Here is a 21,284-nt window from a genome sequence, read left to right as displayed (position 1 = left end):
TGAGGTTAAAATCTTTCCCAGAAAAAAGGAGGATCAATTCCTAGAGCCCTTAAATAAACATACCCCTGGCCGCGGTGGTGGATTTCATTGTCTACGAAATACAGGATATTTTCATACACCGGAAACTCATACTGGCCGAATAAATTAAAGTTTTCCCGGAAACGCTCTTCCGGAATCTGTACAAAATAATGGTTGATGGTTTCCGTTTCCTCATCCCACTTCTTGAGAAGTTCTTCCTTGGTTTTCGGGTTGAAAGCTTCCTCGTCATAAGCTTCTGTCTGTTGGCTGACAATACCTTTCAGCCCTGGTCCACCTACGCTGATCAGCTCAACGGCCAGTTTCGCGAAAGGTCTCATCCCGGCAACTGAAAATTCAAATAATTCCTTTTCCGGAAAGGCTTCGATGATCCTGCGGGTTAAATTCCGGTGTCCCTGCCAATGATTCAGCAATTGTTCAGCAGTCAGGAACTGTGCCATGGTGTTTGTAGTTGTAGTTGTTGCAGTCATAATTTTAATAGTGTTTGTTATTGCTGGTACAAAGGTAAAGCCATGTTGTGACAACAGTTTGTCAGCAGTATTTTCAATACTTAAAATTATTTCACTTTAAAATATCAGCCTGATTTTTCTATTCATAAACAATCTCCTATTATAGGTTATACATATAAATAATTTGAGCAGACCGGTAATTTTTTTCCTTAAGGATTTTTATTCAGGTCACTGCCGGTTTCTTCGGGACCCTATGCCGGAACTTTTCTTAAAGGCACAGTTCCGCCCGGTTTCCATAATCACGGATCCGATATCCAAAAAGACTGATTGCCTGAATAAGTTTACGCTATGACCCTGCCGGTTTACATGGATTTGCTCAGAATGGGTTAAAGGGCTTTAGTTTCATAAGAAAATACAGATTTTTAATTGGATTTTAGTTTATAAAAATGGTGATTTATTGAAACGATATTATAGTTGAGCAAGAAAATTAATGTCAATAAATTTAATACGACATGATTTGTCGCCTTACGGTAATAGCTTTGCCGGACAATGGTTATTATGATGTTAAATTGATGGAATAAATCTCTTAATCATAAGGTAAAAAGTATATTTTTGCAGGAATTATAAAAAATAATAATTAAAATACTAAGGACATGAAAAAACTCTACATGAGTGCACTGACCGTGTGTACGGTTCTGGGCATTTCAGCCCAGGAAGTCCTCTGGCAGAAGGACATCAAATCCTCAACGCAGGATTTCCTTTCCCAGGTCACCACCACCATCGACGGGCAATACTTAATTTCCGGAAGCAGCATCCGGTCCGATAAAATTTCTTCGGATAACAAACAAAACCAAGGGTACGATTTTCACCTGATAAAATTAAACCAGCAGGGCGAAGAAGTCTGGGAAAGATATTTCTCCGGGAAGAACCACGATTTTTTATCGGCTACGGTTAATACCCAAGAGGGTGGGTTCCTTTTAGCAGGTACTTCCTACAGCCCGAAAGGCCTTGATAAGAAGGAAGATTCCAAAGGCGGCTCTGATATCTGGCTGATCCGGATTAATGAATTCGGGGATGAATTGTGGCAAAAGACCATTGGCGGAGCTTCTGATGAAGAGGCCAGGGCGGTGATCCAGACGACTGATTTCGGATTCTTTGTTGCGGGGAATATACAGAATGCCGCCAAAGGCTACGGCTCGAAAGATGTTCTGGTCATCAGGCTGGATAAAAACGGGAAGGAATTATCCCAGTTGATCTTAGGCGGGAAAGGCCTGGATGAAGTGGAGAAAATGGTTCCGACCAAAGACGGCGGTGCTTTACTGGGAGTCTATTCAAGAAGCGCAGCAGGAGGATCAAAGAAAACAGAGAACTATGGCGAAGGGGATTACTGGATCATTAAGCTTAATAAAGACGGCAGGGTAGAATGGGAAAAGAATTTCGGTGGCAAGGGCGATGACCACCCAAGGACTCTGGCCCTGACTTCAACCGGTTTTCTGATCGGCGGGGAATCGAGATCGGAAAGATCCGGGAATAAAACGACGGGCATCGAAGAAGGCACGGATCTGTGGCTCATTTCACTAGATGAAAGAGGCGAAGAGATCTGGCAGAAGTCGTACAGTTTCAAGAACCGGGATATTTTAATGGGAATGAGTGTGATTACGAAGACACAAGATACAAGAATCAAAAGCCAAGACATTACGACCGGGATTTTATTGGGCGGTTATACCCAGGCTGAGCAAAGGATCGAAACGGATGATGAGACGTTCTGGATGCTGTGTCTGGACCAGAACGGGAATGAGCAGTGGCGAAAGCATGTGAAGGGAGAAAAGAGGCAGCGGGAAGAGCGACTGTCAGATTTAAAGCTTAACCGCGACGGCTCGATTATCCTGGCCGGCACCAGTGCTGAGGAACTTGGGAAAGAGAACTGGAAGATTGTAAAGCTTGGGGATAAACAGATTGACCAATTGATCGAAAAGCAGGATATTAAGATCTACCCGAACCCGGTAAGTGATTATGCATATGTAGAAATTGGATTTGATTTTAAGGAAGCGGATATCACATTATATGATATGGGCGGAAGACAGCTTCAAAATGTGAAAACGAAGAACAAAGTGACCAAGATCAATACGCAGCCGCTGATTCAGGGGGCTTATTTAGTGAGTGTAAAAACGGCTGAGGGAAAAACGGCGAGTGCTAAACTGATTAAGAAATAAAAATAGACCAGACCATGAAGAAAATAAAATTCGACTTATTATTGATTTCAATGCTTCTTTATTCCGTATTGATATTCTCGCAATCCGGCTTTATTCCTCCAAGCCCACAATCGTTTTCCTTTATTAAAGCTACCAATGCGGTTTCTGAGAATGAGCATATAGGTTCAGCGAATGTAAACATCCCTTTGTTTAATTACAAAGCAAATAAACTAAGTACCGGTATAAGTATTCTATATAATGGGGCTGGGGTAAAAGTTGATGATTTACCAAATGAGTCCGGGATGACTTGGGTATTAAATACCGGAGGGGTTGTTACAAGAACTGTTAATGGCTTGATTGATGAGCTCGCTACCATGCGTATGAACAAGAGTGAAGCGGAACTTATTCAGAAAACCGCTTCAGACTGCGCCGCTGATGAAGAGATTAGGTCGGCATGCTATACTCCTTTTCAAATGGATACGGAACGTGATCTTTTTGAATTCAGATTCGCAGATATATCCGGCTCTTTTTATCTAGACCAGAATTTTCTGCCGGTCTTTCTGAAAAATGACGATGATATAAAAATAAAGAATATCCTTCCCAATGGAGAAACCAATAACAGAAAATTTACAGGTTTTGAAATAACGACAAACGATGGGGTAAAATATATCTTTGGCGGGAGCATAGACTTTTGGGAAACCACCGCCTCAAAAGCAATGCCGGCCAATCCACCGGGCGATTATGCGGTAACCTCATTTTTTTTAAAAGAAATTCAATCTTTAACTGGAGAAAAAATTAATTTTTCTTATGAAGAGACGCTGCTTACTGTTAATAAAATCAGTGAAATCCATTCGCTCTATTTATGTACTAGTGTTATGAATGGCGGGAATATACCAAATATCGAACCTACACTTCGTCTAAATACACAAACGCATTATACAAGAAATAAGAAAAGAATTAAAACAATCAGCAATAGTGAAAATGGAGACATTATTAACTTTATATATTCTGACAAGACAGACTCTGATTTTAAGAAATACCTGTCAGAAATTGAATATCGAGTACATAATGTATTGTTTAAAAAGATACTATTTAATTATCTTTTTGAAGATCCTGAGATCAAGCAAACGCTTGAAAGATTTTATCTTAGTCAAATAAAATTTTACGTTAATGATATATTTGAAAAAAAATATCAATTCAGCTATAATGACCCTCTAAGCCTGCCTTCAAGGCTATCGTACAGCCAGGATATGTTTGGCTACTTCAACGGACGAGGAAATCCGTCTTTGATAGCGGGCTTTTTCAATACTCCAATGCCGCCAAGTGCATCGTATAATCAATATACCCTATCGATATTAGGTGATCGTAGGCCAGACTTCTCTTATGCATCAAAAGGTATACTTACAGAAGTTATTTACCCTACAGGGGGAAAAACAAAATTCGAGTATGAATCTCCAAAATCCAGAGCTTTATTTCACACCAATGTGTCAATGCCGGATGAGTTTTTTCCTTTACCCTTACAAGGGGGAACCACAACAAAAATTATTGAGAATCTTCAGTCTGATCAGCTTATCAGTTATATATTGAAAACTTATTCAGGGCCTCAAAGTCAAAACCATATGAATATAGCAAGTTTTGAGATACGTGATTTAGACAGCAATCAACTGATCCATTCAGACTACAAATACTATGGCTATGCACCAAGTGATTCCATTACAGGGCATTTTTCCTTATATAAAGATAAAAGGTATATCATTTCATTTAAACCTTGGGGATCAGCCAATTTAACATTTTCCTATAGCCATAAAGATCCTGTTGATGATTTTGGATTACGATTAAAAGCAGTGACCCATTCCGAAAACGGACAGAATAGTGAGTACAAAAGATTTTATTATCGTCCTATTCAATTATATAATGCGAAAGAAGAAGATCTTAATGCCATTGATTTTATGACTTTCCCTACTACCCAGGATGTAGCTTTTAAAGAAACGCATGATGGATTATCAGGTCCCGTTTTTTATTCACTTCACAGTTCAAATAATTCATCAGAATTATATAATAATAAATTACGGAATAGATATAGATTTGTAACCTGTAGTGTTGGAGGGGATCATTTTGAGGCAGGAGGTTATCAGAAATCTTTTAAAACAGATTCTGATGATCCATTAATACGAATCCAACCTGCATCAGCACCCGGAAACTCAGCGGGGCCTCCGTCAAGCGGTATGGGGTTTACGGATCTTCAGGGTGGATTAAAAAACATGTTCGGAACTATGCTTAACAATATGTATTTTTCTGCTAAAGGCAACCGATTGTCATTCAGCGGCACCTTAAATCAAATACGGTACTTTAGGAAAAAAGGCAATAGTATTGTTAAGATTAAAGAAGAGAGACTTCAAAATAAATACAATATAATCAGTACAAATCCTAACTTATTTATTTCTCAAACTTTTGATGATATTACAAATGGTGTCTGTGGATCGACAAGTGTTCAGCGTATTGCTAATTTTTATATTTCTGTTTATAAAAATTATACAGTAGATACTAAGCTTCAAAGAAAAAGAATCACGGAATATATTGATGAAGTTCCTGTATCATTCTACAATAATTACGGAGATTACCTTGCGGCAGACAGCTTGAACACCTCTGAAGACAACTATAGGAAGCTCATTTCAACCATTAATTATGAATATTCTGGGATGCCTGCCCATAGTCAGGTAACCAGGGAGATTGCTAAAAGACCTGAAGGAGCAATTATTGAGACCACCTATCAATATGCGGTAGAAAAAAATAATCAGAAATTAGTTTCAGCAAACATGACAGGTATCCCGTTGGAAACTCTTGTTATTGAGAGGCAAGACCTCAATGATCCTGGAAAAACAACTTCAAGAGTAGAAACTGTCTATCCTGATCAGAATTCTTATCCGACTTCGCAGGCCGGCAGTCTTTTGTTACCACTTTCTGCAAAATCATCTGACCAGCTTACAGGGGTAATGTCCACGGAAGTGTCTTACGATAAGTATGACGAGAAAGGCAATGTCCTTCAGTATACCGGTAAAGACGGTATTCCGGTAACCATTATCTGGGGGTACAACAAGACCCAGCCTATTGCCAAGGTGGAAGGGATGACGTATGACCAGCTAAATTCCCTTGCTTCCCCGACTGCAATTATTGGTGCCTCAAACGAAGATGGTGCTGACCCTAACAAAGAAGGATTGCTGCTCGATGCTTTAAGTAGTTTCAGGAAAAACAGCCAGCTGGCAGATAAAAAAGTAACGACCTATACCTATGACCCTTTGATCGGGGTGACCTCGATTACTCCGCCATCGGGGATACGCCAGGTGTTTACTTATGATGCCGCGAACAGGCTCAAGGAAACCAAAGTGAGAAGCAAGGACAATGCAGGAGCCTATACGGATAAAAAGGCTGCCGAATACAAATACAACTATAAGCCATAACCAAACATGAGAACCTATATAGTAAAACAAACATTTGCACTGCTGGCGATAGCCCTGGCATCGATGTCCTATTCCCAGTCCGGGAGTGAGAACTATGTGCAGTCTATAAAATGCCTCGATGCAGACTGTATAAAAAAAGAGATAACGGTAGAATATATTGACGGCCTCGGCAGGGCTAAACAGATCGTTAATGTTAAAGCATCACCGGCAGGAAAAGATGTGGTCACCCATTTTGAATATGACGCCTTTGGCAGACAGGTGAAAGAATTTTTACCCGTGCCACAGGCCGGTACGCTTAACGGGAATATAGTCCCTACTCCTCTGGCTAACGCCACCCAATCGGACATCTACGGAAACGAAAGGATTATAGCTGAAAAGAAACTCGAAAACTCCCCTTTAGACCGGCTTCAGGAGCAGACCAAAGTGGGAACTGCATGGGCGGATAAACCTGTTAAATATGACTATTCCGCCAATTCAACGAATGATATCCGAAAGTATGTTACCAATACAAATCCAGTTGATGGCATAACAAATTCTTTGCTTAAGGTTGCTGATGACTCGGGATCACAGGGCGGGTTTTATAAGGAAAACCAGCTTTATAAAAATAAGATTACAGATGAAGACGGCAATGTGACCTATGAGTTTCTGGACGGCAGCGGCCGGTTATTGCTTACCCGCAAGACGCTTAGCCCTACTGAAAATGCGGATACCTATTATATTTATGATGAATATAACAATTTAGCATTTGTTATCCCTCCTAAAGCTGCGGATGGTATTAAGGCCCTTGCCGGAGGCACAACGGTTCCTGATGATATCCTGAATACTTTATGCTACCAGTACCACTATGACGGAAAGCAGCGGTTAGCAGAAAAGAAGCTGCCTAATAAGGGCTGGGAGTTCTTTGTGTACGATCAGCAGGACCGCCTGGTTTTGTCGCAGGATGCTGTACTGAGAACATCCGATAACAACTTTAGGGGCAGGGGTTGGATTTACACCAAATACGACAGCTACGGGCGTGTGGTTATTACCGGTTTCTATAAGAACGCAGAGTCAAGGCTTGCCGTACAGACTTCTTTGAACAGCCTGACTGCTACAGCCCCGAGTAACGAAGAGCGTGTGCCAAACCCAAGTACCGTAAACGGGCTTAATCTATATTACCGCAACCTGGCTTTTCCATCGACCGGTACAACCCTATTAACCGTTAATTACTATGACACTTATCCGGGTGATGCCCCTGCGGTACCAACTACCATATCAGGACAGCATTCTTTAACACAAACCCTTGATGCGAATAATGATGCATCTACCAACAGTCTTAGAACCGCCTATCACCTAAAAAATATAGAGGGGAACCTTTGGACAACAAACTATGATTACTACGACTCCGAGGCAAGGCTGATCTCAACAAAATCATTCAATCATCTGGGTGGATACACACACAAGGAACTCAAACTGGATTTTACAGGGCAGATAGAAAAAAGTATAACATATCATAAAAGGCTTAGTACGGATACTGAGAATGTTATTACCGAGACTTTTGAATATGACCACCAGAACAGGCTGCTGGCTCATAAGCACCAGGTAAACAATAACCCCGTTGAGATACTCGCCCAGAATGTATACAACGAGCTTTCACAAATAGTAAATAGGAAAATTGGCGGTACTAGTGCTGCTGCTGCGCTTCAGAATATAGAGCAATCCTACAATATCCAAGGCTGGATGACCAGGGTCAACAACCCTCAGAACTTAGGAAGTAAGCTGTTTGCCTATGAGCTGAAGTTTAATAATCCGGTCAATACTTCTCTTTCATCCCCCTACTATAACGGCAATATCGCTGAACTGGACTGGGCCTCTCCCGAAAGCAATGGATTAAGAAGGTATTCTTACCGGTATGATACTATGGGAAGACTGAAAGGCGGCATCTATTCCGAGCCGGGTGCCTCGATTCCGGAAAACGGGTATTACAATGAGCTGTTGACATATGATCTGAACGGAAATATACAGACACTCCAAAGGTTCCGTAATGCTTCAGGGATTGGCCAGCAGCGTATTGACAATCTTGCCTATACTTATATGGGCAACAGGTTAAATACGGTGACAGATGATTCCGGAAACTATTTTGGATATCCGGATACCTCCGGAAGCCTGATTTCCTATGACGACAACGGGAACATGAAGAGCCAGGTTGACAAAGGCATCCTTCAGATCGACTATAACCACCTTAACCTACCCAAATATGTAAAGTTTAATAAGTACGTTTCCAGAAGAGGCCTGATCCATTATGTGAATACCAATTATACGTACAGAGCAGACGGCGTAAAGCTCTCCAAAGAACACAATTATTTTAAGGATCTTAATCAGAGCGCAATATCATACACTGATTACCTGGACGGGTTCCAGTATACCAATGTCAATGAAACCCTTCAGCTGGATGGAAGTGTCCCGATGCAATTACAGTTTGTACCTACAGCTGAAGGCTATTATGATTTCGTTCAAAATAAGTATTTTTACCAATACAAAGACCAGATTGGAAATGTAAGGCTTACTTATTATAAAGACGATGCCGGAAATGCTGCGATAGACCGTGCAACGGATTATTATCCTTTTGGATTGGAATTCGGGGGAGGCGGACTGAATACCACAACAACGCTATCTCCGAAATATTTTTATACTTTTCAGGAGCAAGAAAAACAGGAAGAAACGGGCTGGGTATCCTTTAAATGGAGAAATTATGACCCTTCATATGGAAGGTTCTTTAATATAGATCCGCTGGCGGAAAAATATCCTTATAATTCAATTTATGCCTTTTCTGAGAATAGAGTAATTGATGGCAGAGAGCTAGAAGGGTTAGAATGGGTAAGTACAAAAAATGCTCAAGGTCAAACAACAAATCGACAGCTTACAGTATCAATTACAAATGGCACTACACTTAATGAAAGACAATATAATAGATTAGTGAATTCTATAAAAGTAGATTTCTCAAATGTATTCGGAGCTGACGGAGCAAGGGCTCAATTAATAATTTCCGATAATGCAACTATGAGAGTTAGTTTAGAAAATCAGACAAGCCAAACTATAACGAACGATAATGGAGATGAATTTTCAACTTATAGAGGAGGCGTAACAGCAACTTTAGGGGAAACCCAGGCAAATGCATTTGGCGTTACGGCCACAGTTGATGGAAGTAAAAGACAAACTAGTGACATAACAAGATCATTTAATCATGAGGCTGCACATTCTGCAGGCTTAGATCATCCATGGGAAAACCGAGATCATGTGTCTGATATTAATCAAAATTCAGCAACTGTCCTACCAAATACAATAAAAAATAACCTTTTAAATTCAGGGGCTAATCCAAATTCAGATTATAAAATAAATAGTAACGGAACAAGTTTGACTCCTGGACAACTTAATAAAATGGATCGTACTATAGAAAATCAACAACCTTAACAAATCGCTATTATGAAACTATATTTTTTTATTTTAATTTGCATGGTATTTAGTTGTAAAAACCATACAAATAGTATTAAGCAGAGCTCATGTAATGATATTTATGAAATCCAGTATGATAAATCAAAAAAGTATCTATTATCTAAAAAAGAGAAAGATAAAAATTATTTTATAATTTATATAGAAAACAATTTTAATGATAAATTAAAAATTAATATTAACAAAAAAATAATTTTTGATAAACAAGTTATTACTAATAATCAAAAGCCTGATGATTATTCGGAAAGGATAATATATAAGATGGATGGTAATGATAAAAACATAATGAATTTACAAAGTGAATTAAATAAAGCATGTATTGAAATACCTCTTGATAAAAAATATAGAATCATATATTTATTTTATTATCAGAATAAATTTATTGTTAGATTTTCAAATCAAATTAGAATAAATTAAACATTCATACTGATACAACCTGTATTATCTTAAAGCATAAATATACTTTTGAATTGTAATTTTCGGGTGGCAACTACGATATTTCTTTAAGCGTATCTCCGAAATATTTGTATACCTTTTAGATAAAGGAAAAGCAGGAAGAAACCGTTGGAACTCCTTTAAGTGGAGGAATTATGACCCAAGTACAGGGAGGTTCTTTAATGTAGACCCGCTGGCAGAGGATTATGCATATCAGTCACCATACAATTTCTCTGAAAATGCAGTGGTTAATGCTTGAGAACTTGAAGGTCTGGAAAAGGTGCTCATCTTTGGTAGCCGGGCGGCAGCTGCCGGAGCAGTTGCACCGGTATCTCCAAGAACAGCAGTATATACTGAACTAAAGAGACATACTCAAAACTCATTGCGTTTCTGGGCCGGTGCTGCGGATACAAATTATAATATTATCAGGGCTAGCGGTCTGGTAGGCATAGCATTGGCCAACGGAGTTTTAAATAGTGAAGATGATAAAAACAGTGGGGATAAGAAGAGTGCAGAAAATAAAAATGGCCAAACAAAATCCCCGCTGGTGCGAGAGTCACGCTCGTATCTATAATAACAAAGAAGCCAACCCTTAAAAAGCAATGAGAAATTTTATATTTTTAATTAGTTTGGCATTAATTACATCTTGTAATAGTCAACATATAGATCAAAATAAAGATAATGCTAAATATGAAGTTTATAAAATAGATTCCATAAACAGTTATTACCTAGTGTATGCAAAAAAAGGAGATTCCCTGTATAAGATAGTATCTAAAAAAGAGAATGCAATAAATCATAAAAAAATAAGTGTAAATAAGAGCTATAATTTTATTTTACATTCAATAGCTTCTCAGGCTCCTACAATAAACGGGATTAAACTAAAACCTGTAAATTATATGGATGTAAATTGTTTTAGATTCGATGAAGAAACAAATATTTGTAAAGAAGAAAGAATATATGACTTATATTTTGTTGATAATCTTCAGGGATTGCATTTAAAGAAATAGTGTATAATTGGGGTGTCTTAGACACAAGTACAGATTTCTACCCCCGCTGGTGCGAGCGTCACGCTCGTATCTGTCATAACAACGAAGCCAATTCAATTGAGTTGGCTTCGTTGTTATTAAGCGAATTTTAAAAATAATTATTCATCATTTACTTTTTTCAGGTTTAATGATTGATTATAGATACAACATCCGTGGCTGGATGACTAAGGTCAATGATCCGAAGAACCTGAACGGGAAGCTGTTCGGCTATGAAATCAAATACAACCAGGTGGAGGGTCTTGAAACGCCCGATGCTCTGGATGCGGGTTTAAAAGTGCTGCCAAGGTATAACGGGAACATTGCCGAGGTAGACTGGCGCACCGGTACCGTGCAGGGGGATTACCTGAGAAGGTACGGTTATGTATACGACAGGCTCAACCGTCTTTCGGCAGGCTTCTACCAGGCGGACAGCAATCCTTCAGCAAAGGAATATCTTGAGAAGATCAATTATGACCTGAACGGGAATATTGCCCATTTGAAAAGGTCGGCAGAATCCCAGCAGGGCGCACCGGCATTTCTGATTGATAACCTTACTTATATATACGAGCAGGATGGGAACAGGCTGAAATCCGTTACGGATTCCTCAACGGTATATAACGGATATCCTGACACGTCAGGAATTACCATTCCTTATGATAATAACGGGAATATGACCTCCCATGAAGACAAGGGAATCCTTCAGATCAAATACAACTATTTAAATCTTCCCGATTATCTTAAATTTAACAAATATGTTTCCCGGAGGGGGCAAATGTATTACGTCAATACCAACTATACGTACCGGGCCGATGGGGTGAAGCTTTCCAAAAGGCATAATTATTTTATAGGGAATACTTCTTTAGGAGCTGTGAAGCATACGGATTACCTGGATGGTTTCCAGTACAGCACCGACCAGAATTTACTGATCAGCCCGGACGGATCCCTGCCAATGGATTTACAGTTTGTGCCGACAGCAGAAGGGTATTATGATTTTGTAAAAAATAAGTATATTTACAACTATGCAGACCATTTGGGAAATGTACGCTTAAGTTATTTCCATAATGGGAGCAGCACAGAAGTTCTTGAAGAAAACAATTACTATCCGTTTGGCTTAAAGCATGAGGGCTATAATCCACTGGCGGGAAACCCTTGGTATCAGTACAAGTATAATGGCAAGGAACTACAGACAGAAAGCGGGATGTATGATTACGGAGCCAGGTTTTATATGCCCGATATTGGAAGATGGAGTGTCGTAGATCCGTTGGCCGAAAAGATGACAAGACATAGTCCATATAATTATGCGTTTAATAATCCGATTAGGTTTATTGATCCGGATGGTAGGGAAAATAAAGATATCCATCTTCTGGGGAATTTAGCTGATAAAGCACTTGAGCAATTAAATGCAAATAGTAGCCTTGCCATGACAAAGGATTCGAATGGCAAATTAAACACTGCAAATTTGGGGAAAAGTGACTATAATAAGCTTTCCGCAACTGATAAAGTTTTATATGACGGTATAAAGAATACTAATATTGATTCAAGAATTTATGCCGAGAACAACAATGTAACGCCAAGTGGCGGTTTAATGCCTGGAGGATCTTTTGGTGGCACTGATTATAATTCAGCAACGGGAATTAGCACAGGAACTCAGTATGCAAATCCAGATGTATTGGGAAATGCAGAAAGCTTTACAGGAACTCAGACAGGAACAGGAATAACACATGAGGTTGTCGAAAATGTGCTTATTACTCAAGAATCTTTAAATACAAAAACAGACATTCCGATAAAGACAGCATTAAATCCTAGTCCAATATTTGATAAAATTCATGATCAAACAAGAACCATGATGTCATATGATAATTTAATGATATCAGCTAGAACAAGATTTGAAACTGTTGGGGCAACGACAAAAAAATATTATGAAGGTTTTGCTGCAAAAAAAGATGTTAACGGAAAAATTCAGACACAGCCTTTATATAAAGTTTATTCGGATGATAAAGGACTAAAAAAATAATCTTATGAAAAATATAGTTTTATTATTTTTTTTCTGTATTTACAGTTGTCAGACAAACAATATAATTGTTAGTTCAAAACCTGTTAATATAACAAGAAAAATAATCTCTTTTAAAGAAAATAAAGAAGTATACTTATTAATGGCAAACAATAACGATATTATAGAAGCATTTAAAGAAAATAACTCTAATTCTTGTAAAAAAATTAAATTAGGAAAAAGTTCTTCTTTGAAAATAATTCCAGTTAGTGATTTAATACAACATGGTGTTGAATCTCCTAATGAGTACATTTTAAATGATTCAACCATAATTAAATATAATCATTATTATACTTTAGAAAAAAGTCAGAATATTTGCATAATAAAATAAATTAAGACTTGTCCAGACAGATAATTAATACTTTCGACTCAAAGACATTTATGGAAGTATGGTACAGATTAGAGGTTAATAAAATTCCAGTGAATAACGTCAGATAATTGACAAATAATAGTTTATAACATAATAAAATCGTCTTATATAGGAACCTTATCCATATTTATTATCTAAACAATATTAAGAAGCCAGCTCAAATTGAGTTGGTTTCTTATTTCCAAAATATGAATATATGAACTTCCTTAATAATGCTCCAGCTTTTCTTATCCCGTTTCATACTATTTCAATTTTATTCTTCATAATTATCTGCTTGTTGATCTGGCATAATAAAGCCAGCTTAATTAACAAACTTTTCGGTCAATTTGTTAAAATCACTTCATGTAAAATCAAAATTATATACATCCTATTCGCTTTTTCGAAAATAGGAGTATTCATGTGTCAAATAGTTATTATTATCGATCATGGATGCTGTTGCCTAGTATTATAAAAAAATAACAGAAAGTTTTCTGTTCCATTATGATTTTGTTTAAAATAAAGTTTATACTATTCACATTAAATATATGTATAGACCTTTCAATCGTGAATTAAAACCCATACTTTTGCAGCGTTTTAAAAATTGATAACATATTACTCAAATTATACTAAGCATGAAAAAACTCTACACGAGCGCACTTACCCTGTGTGCCTTCATGTCAACCTATGCACCCCGATCTCGCGGATTTGCAATCCGTGACTGGTAATAAATAGAAACGCTAACTGTTATGGTTAGCGTTTGTATGTTTTAAAGAGCGGCTACGTTTTTATAAAGAAGTCTTTAAATTTAGATTTGTGAGCATCCCGTCAATAATATGGTAAATTGCATTTTTATCTTCCCACGCTGACGCGAGCATCTTGCTCGTGCTTATAATGTAAAAGTCAGCAAAACCAATGCAACGACTGTGATTGGTATACAGGCTATATCACCACTATCAGGATCTCAGATTATCTAGATGGCTTCCAGTATCTTTCCTCCAGAAATCCACCTTTACCACTGGGAAGTTGCGGATCTGAATCATTGATGGCAAATTCAGAATTGGCAAGAGCATTTGAAAGACAGCCGTATTCCATAGATAATAACCCTATTGCCTTAACACCCATGAGCCTTAAAAACGCTGATCTCCAGTTTTTCCCGACGGCAGAAGGCTATTACGATTACAAAAAAGATCATTACATTTATCAATACAAAGACCATTTAGATATACAAGTAAAAGAGAAGCTTTTACGAAGGCTACGAACGAAGTTCAGCAAGGATTAGTTTCGGAAGAAACAGCGCAGGCGTTCTTGAGATTACAGATGCCAATGATTATTATCCTTTCGGGATGAACCATCTGAAAAGCGGGAATTCTTTCTTCAGCCCATCGGCTTATAAGAATTACAAGTACAATGGAAAGGAGCTGCAAGAGAAGGGAATGTATGATTATGGGGCAAGGATGTATATGCCGGATATTGGAAGATGGGGCGTGGTGGATCCTTTAGCTGAAATTAATAGAAGGTTTACACCTTATAATTATGCTATAAATAATCCAATAAGATTTATTGATCCTGATGGAAGATCAGAAAGTGATTGGATCAGGAAAGATGGAAAGTGGCAATATGATGCCAATGTTACTACGGTTGAACAAGCTCAAAAAATTAAAGGTGTAGACGGGTTTGCTAAGAATGGGACAGTTCTTGCAAATGTAAGTGTAGACGGAGGAGCAGAATCTGCTTATGCACAATTAAATGAAGGTGGTTCTATAGCAAAGCTTGCTGCGGATGATCTATCTTCCATGAATGCAATGTAGATGCACTGCCAATGTCTTTAGGAGGTTCCTGGACAACTTGGACCCAGGAAACATTCCAAATTTTTACCGGTGGAGTAAATGAGACAGATCCCGATACTATGAAAAAAGTTTTGCCTGGAGATAAGATTGAAACTAACGATATGTTTGCAACAATATTTAGTTTTTACGGAAGAAATACAAAACTTGACCATAAAAATTTTATGGATGCTTTTATCCAATTTGGTCTTGATGTAGAAGGTATTGGTAATCCTTTCGGAAATTCTTCAAAAAAATCAACTGATACTATAGTTCCTCTATCAGTCCCTCTTGATGGTAAAGATAGAATGATAAATGTTAAAATTCCGAAGGCATCTGAAAAAGCAACGTACTATGATCCTCGTAATGGATCTTTTTACAATCAAAATTTCAATCCAAATATGATTGAAAAACGAGATAGTATCATGAAATCAAAAAAATAAAATGAGGATATCAATATTATTAATTTTAATTGTTTTTCTAAATTCTTGCAAGAAAGAGGAATATACTACAGAAGAGAAGAAGCAAGGAAATATTGTACAAAAAATAATATACAATCATGGAAAAATAACTGTATCAAAAACATACGAATCTGGAATATTGAATACAGAATTAATTTATGACAATGGTGTAATTGTTAAAATGTACCAATATTATTCTGACAGAAAAACACGGTCTTATTCTTATCTAACAAAAAAACCTAATCATTATGTAACAAAATTTTATCATAAAAATAAAAAGACAGCAAGTGAAGGAGAAGGTGATTATTTTAAAGACAAGAATTTATATCTAAGAAGAGGAACATGGATTTTTTATAATAATACCGGAGAACCTTATTCGATATATACATTTGGTCACGATGGGAAAAATGAGTATATACAAGATGAAGTTATTTTTGATACGGTTAAAAATAAAATTATAAAAGAAGTAAAATTTGATCCTCCTATTTTGTTTGAAAAAGAAATAAAATAAGATAGAAATCACTTCAATCTCGCGGATTTGTAATCCGTGAGGAATAATAAAAAACCCACCGCAATTTCGGTGAGTTTTGTGTTATATAGTAAAGCAAAACTTACTTATACGATTTTCTTGCATTAAAATCCCCCCGCTGGTGTATATTTACAAGTATGTGGACCATCTGGGAAATGTTAGGTTAAGTTATTTCAATAATGGCAACAGCACAGAAGTTCTTGAAGAAAATAATTATTATCCGTTTGGCTTGAAGCATGAAGGCTATAACTCTCTGGCAGGAAATCCTTCATATCAGTACAAGTACAGCGGAAAGGAACTGCAGACTGAAAGCGGTATGTATGATTATGGAGCGAGGATGTATATGCCTGATATTGCGCGATGGAATGCAATAGACCCCAAAAGCCAGTATACCCATGAATTATACAGTTATGTCTGGAATAATCCGATTTCTTATAATGATCCTATAGGCATGTTTGGAGAGATGTTTGCCTTTCCGATTAATGATGGTACAAAAGACGGACAGGTTTGGGAAGATACGGATGGGATGTTTTATTGGGACGCAAAGAGAGGTTTGTGGCGAGATTTCAAAGATGGCAGTTCGGTTATTACTCAAGTTTCAATACTTGTACAGTCAAAAAACAGCAGCCCAGGTACAGTGGCAGCTGCGGCTACAGCAGGTTTTGCTAATGCTAAAAATCCTGCCGGATGGGCTTTTTTGGCTGCTATTGGTATTTATGTAATATATAGACTGGCTACCCAACCCAAAATAGAATGGTATACTCCTTTGCCGGAACATACAACGATTGCTGATCCTGGTGTTGGTATGAGGAATCTGAAAACTGAGGATGCTGCAGAAGAGGATTCAGATGCAAATGATGTGGAGGTTCCAGAAGAAGGGAAAATGAGAAAAAATAGAATACCAGATAAAGGGGAGCTGAATACTGTTGAGACTAATGATCCAGGCACAATATCTAAAAAATATGGGCCTGAAATGTTCAAAAAGAATTTAATAAAGGACATGGTCAAAACTATCCTAAAAATGAACAGGATGACCATATTCATGATTATAAACCAAATCCTCATAATCCTACTGGAAGAGGAGAGAGATAACCAGGAAGACCGCCTAAAAAAGGAGAATTAATTAGAGATTTCGGAATAAGAAAATAAATACAATGGAAATAACAACTACGGCTTGCAATGTTTTTATCAAAGAAAACTCATTAGTAAGCACAAAGATAGAAGAAATAAATCTCAATAAAGATGAGTTAGGAGAGTTAAAAATAAGTATTACCATTAGCGGCTTTTCTAGAAAGAGTGACTATTCAAAAATAAACTTATTGTTCAGCGATATTATAGAATTCAAATTTTACTATACTCATATTTATAATTTTTATAATGTTGAAAATGTTAAATTGTTGCATATTGATGATTGTATTTATTTAAGTTTTGATCCTGATATTTCTGACGACAAAAAGTCAGATGACGATTCTGACTTTATCCTTGCTAAAAAGCTTGAATTATTTATTAAGTGATTTATAGATTGGCTTTCTCTTATAAAGAAAGATTGATATTATGAAGTATTTTATATACACTTTAGAACATATATACACAGATGAATCACATACGGGTTGTAAACTTCTCGGCTTTTTCGATGATTTAGAAAAATTAGAACAAGTTAAGAGTTTTGCATCAGAATTATCTGGATTTAAAAACTATCCGAAAAGTCTTATCGTCGAAAAGTATGAGATAAATAAAATACATTGGGAGTGTGTTTTTAATTCTGTGATGGAAGAAATTGGAAGGGATTATCTTACAGAAAGTGATCCAATAGATGAAATGTATTTATCTGTAAAAGAATTGGGTTTGAAATCGGTTTTCAGCGTTGACCATAGCTATACCATTCATCGGTATTTGGATGATTGGATATGCTAATAAAAATTCCAGTATCAGTTAAGCTACATTTTGATAAATTTTGTTTTGATTGTTAAATTCTTCTATTGTTTGGTAATTCAGGATACCATGTCGTCTTTTTTTTGTTGTACCAGACTTCGATGTATTCGAAAACTTCCAACTCCATTTGTTCTTTTGTAATAAGTTTGTTGTCATAAATGAGTTCCGCTTTCAAAGATTTAAAAAAACTCTCCGCCACTGCATTATCCCAACAATTTCCTTTGCGGCTCATACTTCTTGTAATTCCATAAAATTCCAAAGTATTTGTAAATTTCTTGCTTGCATATTGAACGCCTCTATCGCTATGAAAAATTATCCATCAACTATTTTCCTAGTTTTGACAGCCATTTTCCAAGCTGCAAGGCTTGTGTCCTCGGTACTCATTCCGCCACTCAAACTCCATCCGATTACCTTTCTGTCGTATAAATCAATAACTGCTGTCAAATACAAAAATCCTTCTTTGGTATGAATATAAGTGATGTCAGAAACCCAAACTTCAGAAGGCGCAGCAACGGTAAAGTTCCTATCCAAAACATTTTCCACCAACAGATAATTGTGTTTTGAGTTGGTGGTAACTTTAAATTTCCTGCTCAATTTACTTCTTAAGCCTAACTCCTTCATATATTTTGCCACCGTAATTCGGGATGTTTTGTATCCTAAAGAATTCAACTCAAATGTAATTCTAGGGCTTCCATAACGTTGTTTTGATGAAAAATAAATTGAAGTTATTTGATCTTTTATTTTTTCTTTCAAAAGCAGTCTACTGCTACTGCGTCTGTTTTTCCATTTATAATAACCGCTGGAACTTAATTTTAAAACATTGCACATCTTTTCAATCGGGAATATACATTCATTATCTTTTATGAATTTATATTTCATCGACCGCTCTTGGAGAAGATGCCGATTGCTTTTTTTAATATATCACGCTCCAGCTCTGCATCTTTGAGTCTTTTCTCCAGTTCGTGGATTTTTTCCTGTTCGGGTGTAAGTTTTAAATTGCCATTCCCTGGAAAGCTACCTTCCCCAAATTCTTCGTACTCTTTGCGCCATTTGTAAAGTAGTGTGACTGCGATTCCCAGTTCTCGTGCGAGTTCTGAGATATTACTCCGCTCATTGCTCAATTGAACGGCTTTGGTCTTAAAAGCAGGATTGTAGTTTTTCGCTCTCGTTTCATAAAGTAAAATTAAGGTTTTATGCTTAACTTTTACTGGAAGCTAAATAAGTAGATCCAGATAAAAATTAAAAGCGAATCTCTAAACACGTTTAAGATTGCCAAAGCAGCAACATTCAATTACAATCTGCAGAAAATAATTAATATTACGAATTAAATTCGAATTGTTGGAAAATGATTATTTTTACGGTTGCAAATATCCGGTCGTTAATTATGAGACATATCTATATTCTTATCCTATTTATCAGTTTTACAGTATACAAAAGTCAAGTTCCGTCTATCCAGTGGAGCAAATATATCGGCGGTACACAGCATGAAGTGATCCATGATATGAAAATAACCAGCGACGGAGGATATGTTTTTGCAGGAAAGACATATTCTCTTTACATCGGCAACATTTTTATGAACCATCACGGTAATACGACGCGTGCTGATTTCTGGATTTTAAAAACGGACAGTTCCGGAAACATACAATGGACCAAAAGTTTCGGAGGAAGTGAGCATGATATCGCTTACAGTGTACAGCAGACACCTGACGGCGGTTTTATATTGGCAGGCACCTCGGAGTCAAATAATGGGGATGTAACAGACCACAAAGGATTTTCGGGCAGCTCGGATTCTTGGGTGTTAAAATTAGACAGCTCAGGAAATGTACAGTGGAAGAAGAGTTTTGGCGGTGTACTGAGTGATTATACCTCTGCTGTAATTCTTACAGCAGACGGTAATTATCTGATTGCCGGAAGCTCATATTCTAATGACGGAGATCTCAGTGGACATCATGGTTCCTTATCTTACACAGATGGTTGGCTGATGAAAATCGATACAAACGGAAATGTTTTGTGGAGCAGGTCTTATGGAGGCGGAAGCCATGACATGATTAAAGATGTAAAACATACCTCCGATGGAGGATATATTATTGCGGCAGACTCCTATTCAAATGATGGAGATATACCAAGCGGTCACCACGGCGACATATACACTTCAGATATATGGATCGTCAAAACGGACATAAATGGCAATATTCAATGGCAAAAAAGTGTAGGTGGCAGTAATAATGAAAAAGCCGGTTCGGTAGAAATTACTCCTGATGGAGGCCTTATTCTAGCCGGAGAAAGCAGTTCTGGAGATGGTGATGTGAGTTTTCACTTTGGGGTAACTCAACCTTATCCGGCACCGGATTTTTGGTTGGTAAAAACCGATGTTTCAGGAAATATTCAATGGGAAAAAAGTTATGGCGGAACTGGATCTGATATTGCCATGTCAGCAAAGCCTGCTTTGGATGGTGGTTATATCATTGCCGGGGACAGCTCTTCTACAGATGGCGATGTAACAGAACACTTTGGGGGTGATGGTTATGATTACTGGACACTGAAAGTAAATGCAACTGGGAATATCATCTGGCAAAAATCACTAGGAGGAATCAATTCAGATAATGCAACAGACATCTATGAGGTCAGCAATGGGTATGTTGTTGCCGGAAGTTCAACCTCTAACAGCCAAAATGTGTATGATCTGCTTCTGTATAAATTAAGCAATGTAGTGCTTAGTATTGGAGAATCTGCAGTTGTTCACTCAGTTTCTGTTTATCCCAATCCGAGTAGAGATATTGTTTATTTCTCTGAACAACTTAAAGAGATAGAGGTGTATTCGGTGGACGGAAAGTTACTCATGAAAATCGCATCAGCAAAAACTATTGATTTGTCACTAATGGCTCACGGAGAATATCTATTAAAAGGTTACACATCAAATAATCAAGTTTTCACAAAAAAATTAATTAAGCGATAATTGGAAAGAGCTAAAGTGCTGAATTTCTAAGAAATTATTTACTGAATGTTTAGGATGCCTTACTATCACAATAATTAACAAATAAATTAATTATACTTGT

At 37.3% G+C, this 21,284-nt stretch carries 15 protein-coding genes and 2 pseudogenes; 15 read left to right on the top strand and 2 right to left on the bottom strand.

Features of this window, described 5'->3' with window-relative positions:
• Nucleotides 1-5: 5 nt before the first annotated feature.
• Nucleotides 6-506 (bottom strand): DinB family protein, encoded by a 501-nt coding sequence (locus tag SD427_RS14560; RefSeq protein ID WP_320558526.1) that lies wholly within the window; start codon nucleotides 504-506, stop codon nucleotides 6-8.
• Nucleotides 507-1,138: 632 nt separating this feature from the next.
• On the opposite strand from SD427_RS14560, the gene SD427_RS14555 reads away from it, so the two are divergent.
• From SD427_RS14555 to SD427_RS14490, 14 genes and pseudogenes are all read left to right on the top strand, one after another.
• A complete protein-coding gene (locus SD427_RS14555; RefSeq protein WP_320558525.1) occupies nucleotides 1,139-2,698 on the top strand; it encodes a T9SS type A sorting domain-containing protein in 1,560 nt (519 codons plus the stop codon).
• 14 nt (nucleotides 2,699-2,712) lie between these two features.
• Entirely contained in the window at nucleotides 2,713-6,135 is a 3,423-nt protein-coding gene (locus SD427_RS14550; RefSeq protein WP_320558524.1) for a hypothetical protein, read from the top strand.
• Between the two features lie 6 nt (nucleotides 6,136-6,141).
• Entirely contained in the window at nucleotides 6,142-9,585 is a 3,444-nt protein-coding gene (locus SD427_RS14545; protein ID WP_320558523.1) for a DUF6443 domain-containing protein, read from the top strand.
• 12 nt (nucleotides 9,586-9,597) lie between these two features.
• Nucleotides 9,598-10,041 carry a hypothetical protein gene (locus SD427_RS14540; RefSeq protein WP_320558522.1) on the top strand — a complete coding sequence of 148 codons (444 nt, stop codon included), beginning with the start codon at nucleotides 9,598-9,600 and terminating at the stop codon, nucleotides 10,039-10,041.
• Between the two features lie 620 nt (nucleotides 10,042-10,661).
• Nucleotides 10,662-11,066, top strand: a complete 405-nt coding sequence (locus SD427_RS14535) for a hypothetical protein (protein ID WP_320558521.1) — start codon at nucleotides 10,662-10,664, stop codon at nucleotides 11,064-11,066.
• Nucleotides 11,067-11,235: 169 nt separating this feature from the next.
• Nucleotides 11,236-13,098 (top strand): annotated as a pseudogene (locus SD427_RS14530) (RHS repeat domain-containing protein); the annotation flags it as partial.
• A gap of 4 nt (nucleotides 13,099-13,102) precedes the next feature.
• A complete protein-coding gene (locus SD427_RS14525; protein ID WP_320558520.1) occupies nucleotides 13,103-13,465 on the top strand; it encodes a hypothetical protein in 363 nt (120 codons plus the stop codon).
• 1,060 nt (nucleotides 13,466-14,525) lie between these two features.
• Nucleotides 14,526-14,762: a hypothetical protein gene (locus SD427_RS14520; protein WP_320558519.1), complete on the top strand. Its 237-nt coding sequence runs from the start codon at nucleotides 14,526-14,528 to the stop codon at nucleotides 14,760-14,762.
• Between the two features lie 64 nt (nucleotides 14,763-14,826).
• A complete protein-coding gene (locus SD427_RS14515) occupies nucleotides 14,827-15,291 on the top strand; it encodes an RHS repeat-associated core domain-containing protein (RefSeq protein WP_320558518.1) in 465 nt (154 codons plus the stop codon).
• Nucleotides 15,292-15,302: 11 nt separating this feature from the next.
• A complete protein-coding gene (locus SD427_RS14510; RefSeq protein ID WP_320558517.1) occupies nucleotides 15,303-15,749 on the top strand; it encodes a hypothetical protein in 447 nt (148 codons plus the stop codon).
• Between the two features lies 1 nt (nucleotide 15,750).
• Nucleotides 15,751-16,278, top strand: coding sequence for a hypothetical protein (locus SD427_RS14505; protein ID WP_320558516.1), 528 nt, complete (start codon nucleotides 15,751-15,753; stop codon nucleotides 16,276-16,278).
• A 139-nt stretch (nucleotides 16,279-16,417) separates the two neighbouring features.
• Complete coding sequence (locus SD427_RS14500; RefSeq protein WP_320558515.1) at nucleotides 16,418-17,419, top strand: RHS repeat-associated core domain-containing protein; 1,002 nt, start codon at nucleotides 16,418-16,420, stop codon at nucleotides 17,417-17,419.
• Nucleotides 17,420-17,450: 31 nt separating this feature from the next.
• Nucleotides 17,451-17,810, top strand: a complete 360-nt coding sequence (locus SD427_RS14495; protein WP_320558514.1) for a hypothetical protein — start codon at nucleotides 17,451-17,453, stop codon at nucleotides 17,808-17,810.
• A 40-nt stretch (nucleotides 17,811-17,850) separates the two neighbouring features.
• Entirely contained in the window at nucleotides 17,851-18,210 is a 360-nt protein-coding gene (locus SD427_RS14490) for a hypothetical protein (RefSeq protein WP_320558513.1), read from the top strand.
• A gap of 18 nt (nucleotides 18,211-18,228) precedes the next feature.
• Here SD427_RS14490 and SD427_RS14485 read toward each other — a convergent pair.
• Nucleotides 18,229-19,412: pseudogene (locus tag SD427_RS14485) on the bottom strand (IS3 family transposase).
• 200 nt (nucleotides 19,413-19,612) lie between these two features.
• Between SD427_RS14485 and SD427_RS14480 the strand changes: the two are divergent.
• Nucleotides 19,613-21,184, top strand: coding sequence for a T9SS type A sorting domain-containing protein (locus SD427_RS14480; protein ID WP_320558512.1), 1,572 nt, complete (start codon nucleotides 19,613-19,615; stop codon nucleotides 21,182-21,184).
• The last annotated feature ends 100 nt before the right edge of the window (nucleotides 21,185-21,284 follow it).

Source organism: Chryseobacterium sp. JJR-5R (genome assembly GCF_034047335.1).
Classification (GTDB): Bacteria; Bacteroidota; Bacteroidia; order Flavobacteriales; family Weeksellaceae; genus Chryseobacterium.
Note: the sequence above shows the minus strand (reverse complement) of the source record. Positions and strands in the feature narration are given on the sequence as shown.